The organism is Aeromonas finlandensis, assembly GCF_000764645.1.
GTDB lineage: Bacteria > Pseudomonadota > Gammaproteobacteria > Enterobacterales > Aeromonadaceae > Aeromonas > Aeromonas finlandensis.
This window is the reverse complement of the sequence record NZ_JRGK01000282.1, coordinates 1-8,175: the sequence shown is the minus strand read 5'-3', so window position 1 is coordinate 8,175 and position 8,175 is coordinate 1. Positions and strand designations below refer to the sequence as shown.

The following is an 8,175-nucleotide window of genomic DNA, read 5'->3' as shown; positions in this document are numbered from 1 at the left end:
AGTTTGAGCAGCGTGGCGCCGTGGAGGCGACCCTGCCCAATGCCGACTGGTCGACTGAGCTGGGTGAGCCGGTCGATATGGAGCGCTGGGTCGAAGTGTGGGTCGGTTTGCTGGATCATCAGGATGAGTTTGAGGTGATCTTCGCCACCTTCCTGCTGCCCCGTCTGCTGACTGAAGATCAAGTGCATGTGCGCTGGCATCGCCAGCAACAGGCATAAAAAAGGCGCCATCGGCGCCTTTCTTGTTTCTGTGCTCTCTTATTTCTGTTCTCTGCTAATCCTGCGCCGCGATGGCCTTGGCCAGACAGCGGCGGCACCAGCAGGCGCTGGCCTCCTGCATCGGCAGTACCGGCAACTGGCTGCACCAGCACTGCGCAATGGTCTGGCCGGCAGAGACGGCGCAATAGGCCGGTTCGCCACACCCCGGGCAGCGGTGGGTGCTTTTCGAGCCATTCAGCTCGGCCATCACCGCCAGCTGGGCCTTGCTCTCCATCGCCGACCAGTGGCCGATCTCGGTCAGAGTGCGGCCACAGCCAAGGCAAAGCCCATCTTTCGCCTTGCAGAGGCCAACACAGGGGCTCGGCATCTTATTCGCTATCCTGCGCCTGTTCGCCTGCTTGCACCTGCGCGGCACCGGCGTCGGTCAGGGTAATGGCGTTATCTTCGATGACAATCTTGCCCTGCTTGTAGAGGCCGCCGATCGCCTTCTTGAAGGTGCCCTTGCTCATGCTGAACAGCTTGTAGATGAGCTCGGGTTCGCTCTTGTCACCCACCGCCAGACTGCCGCCCTGCTTTTTCATCCGGCTCAGAATGCGCTCACCGGCGTCATCGACCCGCGCCAGACCCGGCTTTTGCAGGGTCAGATCCAGCTTGCCATCCTCGCGCACCTGCTTGACCCAGGCGGTTTGCGGCCGACCGGTCATCACCCGGCCAAACACTTCATTCTTGAACAGCATGCCGGGATACTGGCCGTTGACGATCACCTTGATGCCAAGGGGCGAGTGCTCCCCCGGCAGGGCGGTCACTTCGTCACCGATCTTGAAGTTGCTGCCGGCCGGGGTCAGGAAACGCTCGATGCGGCTGGTGCCGACCATGCGCCCTTCGTTATCCAGTTGCAGACGCACCAGATAGACGTGGCCCACCTGCATCGGCTTGTTCTGCTCGCGGCTCGGCACGAACAGATCCTTTTTCATGCCCCAGTCGAGGAAGGCACCAATCTTGTTGGCATTGACCACCTTCAGACCGGCAAATTCGTCCACCATGGCAAACGGCTTGTCGGTGGTGATCACCGGCTCGCAATCGGCATCCAGATAGAGGAAGACCTGCACGCTATCCCCCTCTTTCACCCCTTCCGGCAGTTGACGCTTGGGCAGCAGCAGTTCACCGTACTCATCGGCCGCAAGCCAGGCGCCACGGTCTTCGAGTTCAACAACGGTGAGGGTGTTCATCTTGCCAATCTGTATCATGGTGCTCTCTTTTTTCATTACCCGGATGGGCCAACTGAATCATGGCCCCTATGGGCGCGCATGTTACCTCAAGAGCAGTGATCTGGCCTAGTCCCCAAGCCACCACGGGCCGCCCTTTCGCCGCTATCTTACTCGCCAATGGTGATTAAATCGCCAAACAGGCGGCCATTTACTGCAAATAACCCCACTTTTAGGTAGACTTCGCGGCTGTTCAAATCCAGAGGAACTGTCGATGAACCCATCCACTCGTACCCGTCATCTTAATCAATGGATCCAGAGCCACAGCGATCAGGACATGACCTACCCGGCCCTGCACGGTTTTCTCTGTGCCCGTCTGGTGGGGCCGGAAAGCCCTGACTGGCAACGCCCGCTGGCTGGTTTGCTGGAACAGGATGCCGAGCTGGATGAGAAGAGCGCAGAGGCCCTCAACCACCTGATCGCCGAGCTGGAAGCCCAAGCCGATGACGCCCAGCTGGCCCTGCCCAGCCAGTGCCGCCTGCCCAGCGACAACCCGGAGCAGGTGTTCGAGCAGAGCCATCCCCTCGGTCAGTGGTGCTACGGTTTCAGCCAGGGCTTTGCCGTTTGGCCCAGACCGAAAGATTTGAATGACCCAACCACCCAGTACCGCTTCAGTCTGGCTGCCGAACTGAGCCTGTTTCGCGACAAACAGATGGCCCAGATGCTCTATAGCGCCGCCGCCAGCGAACTCCCCTTTGTCGAGTTCTGCAAACGCCAGCGCCAGAACATGAAAACCGCCCTCAACCAGCTGCTCAACCTCGACCAGTATCAGGCCGCCCCCAGCGCTGATGTCGCCCTCAGTGGCGAGCAGGCCCAGCAGTGGCAGACCTGGTTCGAGCTGGCCGACAGCTGCCGCGATCATCAGGCCCGCCTCGGCTGGTTCGAGAAGATCATCGCCGATGCCACCCCGCTGTTTGACGAAGCCTTCTGGCAGCAAGTCGCCGGCCACGGCTGGAGTGCTCCCGAGCTGCGCCCCCTGCTGGCCGCCAGAGCCGGTCGCGCCGACTGCCTGCTGCGCCTTGGCAAGCTGGGTGAGGCCAAAGCGGAGTATCTGGATCTGCTGACGCTCTGCGTGGCCGATGAACTGGGTTGCCGCTACAACCTCGCCACCCTCTATGCCCTGCAAGAGGATTGGCAGGCGCTGGCCGCCCTGCTGGTGCGCTTCGATGAAGCCTCCAGCTGGTTGCTCTACAACAAGGCGCTGATGGTCTTTGCCACCGAAGGTGCTGATGCAGCCAAGCCCCATCTGCTGGTCGCTATCGAGGCCAACCCGCACATTCCGGCCTGCCTGCTGGGTCAGCGCAAGCTGCCCAAACAGGAGCCGCAAAGCTGGCAAGCGGGCAGTCGTGACGAGGCCGCGCTCTACGCCCTCCACACCCGCGAGGCCTGGCTCAAGCAGAACGCTCTCATCTGGTTGCGTAAAGGCTGAACAGTGATGGATTAAAATCCCGTCGGTCAGACCCGGTTTTTCCTTGAGGGCGTGCGCCACCGCACATTTCATCGCAACCGGGTCAGACAAATCAGCTTGAGTTTCGTATCATCAATGTCAAAGTATCAAAAGAAACTGCATCTGATGCAGCCGTCACAGCAGGGTGTAATATGTCAAAAATCATAGCGTTACTCGCTCACTACCCGCCCTATCAGTTGGTACATGCCGCCGAGATGCTACGGGATACCTTCGAACAGTTTTATGAACAGCGTTACCAGCTGACCGTGCCGCAGTGGCGCCTGATGATGGTGCTCGGCCCCAACTACCCCATCAGTCAGAAAGAGCTGGTCGAGGCAAGCGGCATGGACAAGGTGCGTATCTCCCGCGAGATCCGCCGTCTGGTCGAAAAAGGGATCATCTTCACCGAGAGCAGTGAGCAGGACAAACGCATCAGCCTGGTCTCCCTCACCAACGCCGGTCTCGCCCTCTTCCTGCAACTCAAGAGCGAAGCAGGCAGCTGGCAACATACCCTGACCGACTATCTGCCGAGCGAATCCCGCGAGGCGATCCGCCAGCATCTGCACAGCGTCAGCGCCGCCATCGAGCAGCTGCAATCGCTGGATCGGGAGAAGTGATCATGGATTTGAAAAAATTCGCCACCATGGACGTCAACATGCTGCTGAGCGTCGTCAATATGCAGCTACGTGATCGCTACGACGATCTGGACGATCTCTGCAAGGCGCAGGAGATCGATCAGGCGGCACTGGAAGCGCGGCTCGCCAGCGGCGATTTTCACTACCAGCCAGCGCAGAAACAGTTCAGATAAGGGTCGGTAGCGGGATCGGGATCACAGCGCCAGTGATGGCGCTGGCTCTGCGGTAAAAACCTGATATGGTCTGAAGAGCTCCAACAGGGTGATGCACGGATACATCAACCTGTCACAAGAGGGCGTTAGATTCGTTTCAGGTGAGCAAACCAAGGATGACCCCATGATATTGATGACCCGACAGAGCCTGTTGATCACGCTCTGCACCCTGTTGATGATCAGCCTCTTCACGCCCCAATTGCCGCAAAGTACCGAACAGTGGCTGACCACCCTCTTGCTTGGCCTGCTGGTCGCGGTGGCGCTGTTGCTCTTGCGCGGTTGTCGCCGCTTTATGATGGAGTAGTGACTCCACCAGCCTCTTTTAGACGATCCCGCTTGCCGCGATACCGTCGACCAAAAAAACAAACGCAGCCTGATGGCTGCGTTGTGGTATCTGACGGGGCAACCCCTTGAAGAGAAAACCCTTGCCTTGGTAGAGAGCCCTTAGATAGCCAGGGTTTCCAGCTGCGCCTTGGCCGCTTCCATCCCCTTGCTCTGGGCATCCGGGCCCATCCCCATCCCCTCGGCGTAGATGAAATCCACCTCCTTGATACCGATGAAGCCCAGCACGGTGCGCATGTAGGGGGTCACCAGATCGGTGGCGCTGCCGACGTGCATACCGCCGCGGGGGCTGATCACCAGCGCACGGGTGTTCTCAACCAGACCGACCGGACCGGTCTCGGTGTAGCGGAAGGTGACGCCGGCACGGGCCACCAGATCGATCCAGTTCTTCAGCTGGGTCGGGATGTTGAAGTTGTACATGGGGGCCGCAATCACCACCAGATCGCTCGCTTTGAGTTCTGCGATCAGCTCGTCGGACTGGGCGATCACCGCCAGTTGACGCTCGCTCAGGTTGTCACCACCGCGCAGGCCGGAGGCCAGCTCGCCATCCAGCACCGGCAGGTTGAGGGCAGCCAGATCCCGCACGGTCACGGTATCGCTCTGATGCTGAGCGATGAAGCCGTCGATCAGGGCGTTGGATTGGGAATATTGACCCAGGATGCTGGATTTGAGTACGAGGATATTGGCCATGGTGAAACTCCATTTGGTTGTCGGTTGAACAGCGTTGCTGTCGATGGAGGTCACTCTAAACATTGTGCTTATTTGCTGATAGCGAAAATAGATGCTCAACTTGTTCAAAATTTTTGATGCAAGGCCACTTCCTCACCAGCCAGCCCTGCGGCCGCGCTTCAACCCTTGGCAGAACAAACGATTGCCGTTATGATCCGCCGCACTTTTTTCCAGCGACCCGGATCCCATGATACCCTCGCGCAGGCACTCTCCTTTGGCCGGTGCAGTCTGGATGATGGTGGCAGGACTCTGCTTCGCCGCCGTCAACAGCCTGAGCCAGTATGTCAGCTTCAAACTCGGCCTTGCCTCTACCCAGGTCGCCTTCCATCAATACCTGATCGCCTTGGTCTGCCTGCTGCCTTGGCTGGTTCGTCATGGCCTGCGCCAATCCCTGATGACCAATCAGTTCCGGTTGCACCTGTTGCGGGTGTTGCTGGCAGTGATCGGCATCCAGCTCTGGCTCTGGGCACTGGCGTTCCCCGTTCCCATCTGGCAGGGGATCGCCCTGCTGATGACCTCGCCGCTGTTTGCCACCTTGGGCTCCGCCCTGCTGCTCAAGGAGCAGGTGAGCCGGGCCCGTATTCTGGCCACCCTGGCGGGCTTTGCCGGCGCCATGCTGATCCTCGCCCCCTGGACCGACGAATTCAACTGGGCCTCCCTGCTGCCGGTGGCGGCGGCGCTGTTCTGGGCCGGTTACTCCCTGATGGTACGCTATCAGGCGGCCAACGAATCATCCCACACCATAGTGGTGTATCTGCTTATTTTCAGCACCCCGTTCAACCTCATGCTGGCGCTGCCGGAGTGGCAGTGGCCGAGCGAGAGCCAGTGGCTGCTGGTGGCCGCTTCCGGCGTGCTGACGGCGCTGGCCCAGATGTCCATCGCTCGTGCTTACAGCGTGGCGGAGGCCTCCTTCGTGCAGCCTTTCGATTTTGCCAAGCTGCCGATGAACGTGCTGGCGGGCTGGCTGGTATTTGGCTGGGCGCCCCCCGGCCGTCTGTGGCTCGGCGCCGCCATCATCATCGGCGCCATTACGTTGCTGACCCATCTGGAGCAGCGCGCTCACAAATCCGTTTCCTGAGGTACGCCATGCGTGCCTCTTTTTTTGCCCGCTATTCCCGCGATAGCGGCCATCAACAGTGACCATCGACATCAGGAGAGATCGTATGTTTGGAACCGCAACCCGCCCCGGCGCCACCCGTGCCCTGCTGCTGGGCTCCGGCGAACTTGGCAAGGAGGTCGCCATCGAGTTGCAACGGTTCGGGATCGAAGTGATCGCCGCCGACCGCTACCCCAATGCCCCCGCCATGCAGGTGGCGCACAAAGCCCACGTGCTGGACATGCTCGATGGCAACGCCCTGCGTGCCCTGGTTGCCGAGGTCAAACCCGACCTCATCATCCCCGAGATTGAAGCGATCGCCACCGATACCCTGGCCGCTCTCGAGCAAGAGGGGGTCAAGGTAGTGCCCAACGCCCGCGCTACCCAGCTCACCATGAACCGGGAAGGGATCCGCCGCCTCGCTGCCGAGACCCTGAGTCTGCCCACCTCCCCCTACCGCTTCGCCCAGAGCAAGGAGGAGTTTGTCGCCGCCGTCGAGGCCATCGGCCTGCCCTGCGTGGTGAAACCGGTGATGAGCTCGTCCGGCAAGGGACAGAGTGTGCTGCGCGATCTCGCCAAGCTGGATGAGAGCTGGACCTACGCCCAAGAGGGTGGCCGCGCCGGTCGCGGCAAGGTGATTGTCGAAGGCTTCGTCCCCTTCGAGTACGAGATCACCCTGCTCACGGTACGCGCCGTCGATGGCATTCACTTCTGCGAGCCTATCGGCCACCGTCAGGAAGATGGCGACTACCGCGAATCCTGGCAGCCGCAGGTGATGAGCGAACTGGCGCTGGCCCGCTCCAAAGAGGTGGCCGCCAAGGTGGTCGAGGCCCTCGGCGGTTACGGCCTGTTCGGAGTCGAGCTCTTTATCAAGGGCAATGAGGTGTGGTTCAGCGAGGTCTCCCCCCGCCCCCACGATACCGGCATGGTGACCCTGATCTCACAAGATCTCTCCGAGTTCGCCCTCCATGTGCGCGCCATTCTGGGGCTGCCGGTCGGCACCATCGCCCAGTACGGGCCCAGCGCCTCTGCCGTGGTGTTGCGCGAAGGGCACAGCCAGGATATCCGTTATCAGGGGATTGGTGAGGCGTTGGCGCTGGTGCCGGGTGCCCAGCTGCGGCTGTTTGGCAAACCGGAGATCGCCGGTCGCCGTCGTCTTGGCGTGGCGCTGACCCGCGCAGAGGATTGCCAGGATGCGGTGGAAAAAGCCAAAGCCGTGGCCGCCAAGGTCGAGGTGATGTTCTAAGGGCTTTTTTTGCCACAGCAAAACAAACGTTTGCCGATGTGATCGGGCGCAAGGGGCATGGCAATGCCCCTTTTGCATTTCCCCGTCAGGCTTATAATCCCCTCTTCAAATTTGTCAGGAGTACAAGATGTTAGCTGCCGTGATCTTCGATATGGATGGTGTTCTGATCGACTCGGAACCCTTTTGGCAACGTGCCCAGATCGCCGTTTTCTCCGAGCTGGGTCACCCCCACACGGTAGAGGATTGCGAATCGACCATCGGTGTGCGCATCGATCAGCTGGTCGCCCACTGGTATCGCCTGCGCCCGTGGAGCGGCCCGACCCAGGAAGAGGTGGTGCAGCGCATTCTGGATCGGGTCAACGCCCTGATCCTCTCCGAAGGTCAAGCCAAAGCAGGCGTGCTGGAGGCACTCGACCTTATCGAGGCGCGTGGGCTGAAAGTGGGTCTGGCGACCTCCTCCCCGTTTGCGATGGCAGAAGCGGTGCTCGGCAAACTCGGCATCCGCGATCGCTTTATGGCGGTTCACTCCGCTGAAATCGAACGTTTCGGCAAACCGCACCCGGATGTCTATATCCACGCCGCCGAAAAGCTGGGGGTAGAGCCGGTGCACTGCCTGGCCATCGAAGACAGCTTCACCGGTCTGCTGGCGGCCAAGGCGGCGTCTATGAAGGCGTTGATCGTGCCGGATCCGGCTTTAGTGGGAGACCCGCGTCTGGCTATCGCCAACTACCAGCTAAGCTCGCTCGCAGAGCTGAATGCTGACACCCTAGCCAGCTGGGCCAAATAAGCCAGCGAGAGGCGCAGATCGTTCCATGTGCCCGGCTCTGGTAGGTGACCCGCGTCTGGCTATCGCCAACTACCAGCTGAGCTCGCTGGTCGAACTCAATAGCGAAATGCTGGCCAGCTGGGCCAAATAAGCTCACGCCAAAAGGAGTTCGCATCCTTCACGGGGCCACTGGCATACCTGCCTGCGGCCCCGTTTTTA

At 60.5% G+C, this 8,175-nt stretch carries 11 protein-coding genes; 8 read left to right on the top strand and 3 right to left on the bottom strand.

The features are described 5' to 3' along the window. Window positions 1-218 (top strand): DUF440 family protein (locus LD28_RS0116785; RefSeq protein ID WP_033138082.1); only part of this gene is annotated, 218 nt, incomplete at its 5' end. A gap of 55 nt (window positions 219-273) precedes the next feature. Here the strand turns inward: LD28_RS0116785 and LD28_RS0116780 are convergent. Continuing rightward, window positions 274-585 carry a DUF1289 domain-containing protein gene (locus tag LD28_RS0116780; protein WP_033138081.1) on the bottom strand — a complete coding sequence of 104 codons (312 nt, stop codon included), beginning with the start codon at window positions 583-585 and terminating at the stop codon, window positions 274-276. A 1-nt stretch (window position 586) separates the two neighbouring features. Further along, the gene (locus LD28_RS0116775) at window positions 587-1,465 is read right to left on the bottom strand and encodes a CvfB family protein (RefSeq protein ID WP_241462310.1); all 879 of its coding nucleotides are present in this window, start codon (window positions 1,463-1,465) and stop codon (window positions 587-589) included. A gap of 232 nt (window positions 1,466-1,697) precedes the next feature. Here LD28_RS0116775 and LD28_RS0116770 point away from each other — a divergent pair, with 232 nt between their 5' ends. The 4 genes from LD28_RS0116770 to LD28_RS0116755 all read left to right on the top strand — a co-directional run bounded on the left by LD28_RS0116770 (window position 1,698) and on the right by LD28_RS0116755 (window position 4,081). Next, window positions 1,698-2,912 carry a UPF0149 family protein gene (locus LD28_RS0116770; protein ID WP_033138079.1) on the top strand — a complete coding sequence of 405 codons (1,215 nt, stop codon included), beginning with the start codon at window positions 1,698-1,700 and terminating at the stop codon, window positions 2,910-2,912. 170 nt (window positions 2,913-3,082) lie between these two features. Further along, window positions 3,083-3,547: a MarR family winged helix-turn-helix transcriptional regulator gene (locus tag LD28_RS0116765; protein WP_005336856.1), complete on the top strand. Its 465-nt coding sequence runs from the start codon at window positions 3,083-3,085 to the stop codon at window positions 3,545-3,547. Between the two features lie 2 nt (window positions 3,548-3,549). Beyond that, window positions 3,550-3,738 (top strand): DUF4250 domain-containing protein, encoded by a 189-nt coding sequence (locus LD28_RS0116760; RefSeq protein WP_033138078.1) that lies wholly within the window; start codon window positions 3,550-3,552, stop codon window positions 3,736-3,738. A gap of 163 nt (window positions 3,739-3,901) precedes the next feature. Continuing rightward, window positions 3,902-4,081, top strand: a complete 180-nt coding sequence (locus LD28_RS0116755) for a hypothetical protein (RefSeq protein WP_033138077.1) — start codon at window positions 3,902-3,904, stop codon at window positions 4,079-4,081. A gap of 140 nt (window positions 4,082-4,221) precedes the next feature. On the opposite strand, the gene LD28_RS0116750 is transcribed toward LD28_RS0116755, so the two are convergent. Beyond that, window positions 4,222-4,809 (bottom strand): FMN-dependent NADH-azoreductase, encoded by a 588-nt coding sequence (locus LD28_RS0116750; RefSeq protein WP_033138076.1) that lies wholly within the window; start codon window positions 4,807-4,809, stop codon window positions 4,222-4,224. 226 nt (window positions 4,810-5,035) lie between these two features. On the opposite strand from LD28_RS0116750, the gene LD28_RS0116745 reads away from it, so the two are divergent. The 3 genes from LD28_RS0116745 (at window position 5,036) to hxpB (ending at window position 7,977) form a co-directional block, all read left to right on the top strand. Beyond that, complete coding sequence (locus LD28_RS0116745; RefSeq protein ID WP_033138075.1) at window positions 5,036-5,926, top strand: DMT family transporter; 891 nt, start codon at window positions 5,036-5,038, stop codon at window positions 5,924-5,926. 85 nt (window positions 5,927-6,011) lie between these two features. Further along, window positions 6,012-7,190 (top strand): formate-dependent phosphoribosylglycinamide formyltransferase, encoded by a 1,179-nt coding sequence (gene purT, locus LD28_RS0116740; RefSeq protein ID WP_033138074.1) that lies wholly within the window; start codon window positions 6,012-6,014, stop codon window positions 7,188-7,190. Between the two features lie 127 nt (window positions 7,191-7,317). After that, window positions 7,318-7,977, top strand: coding sequence for a hexitol phosphatase HxpB (hxpB, locus tag LD28_RS0116735; RefSeq protein WP_033138073.1), 660 nt, complete (start codon window positions 7,318-7,320; stop codon window positions 7,975-7,977). Window positions 7,978-8,175 lie beyond the last annotated feature (198 nt).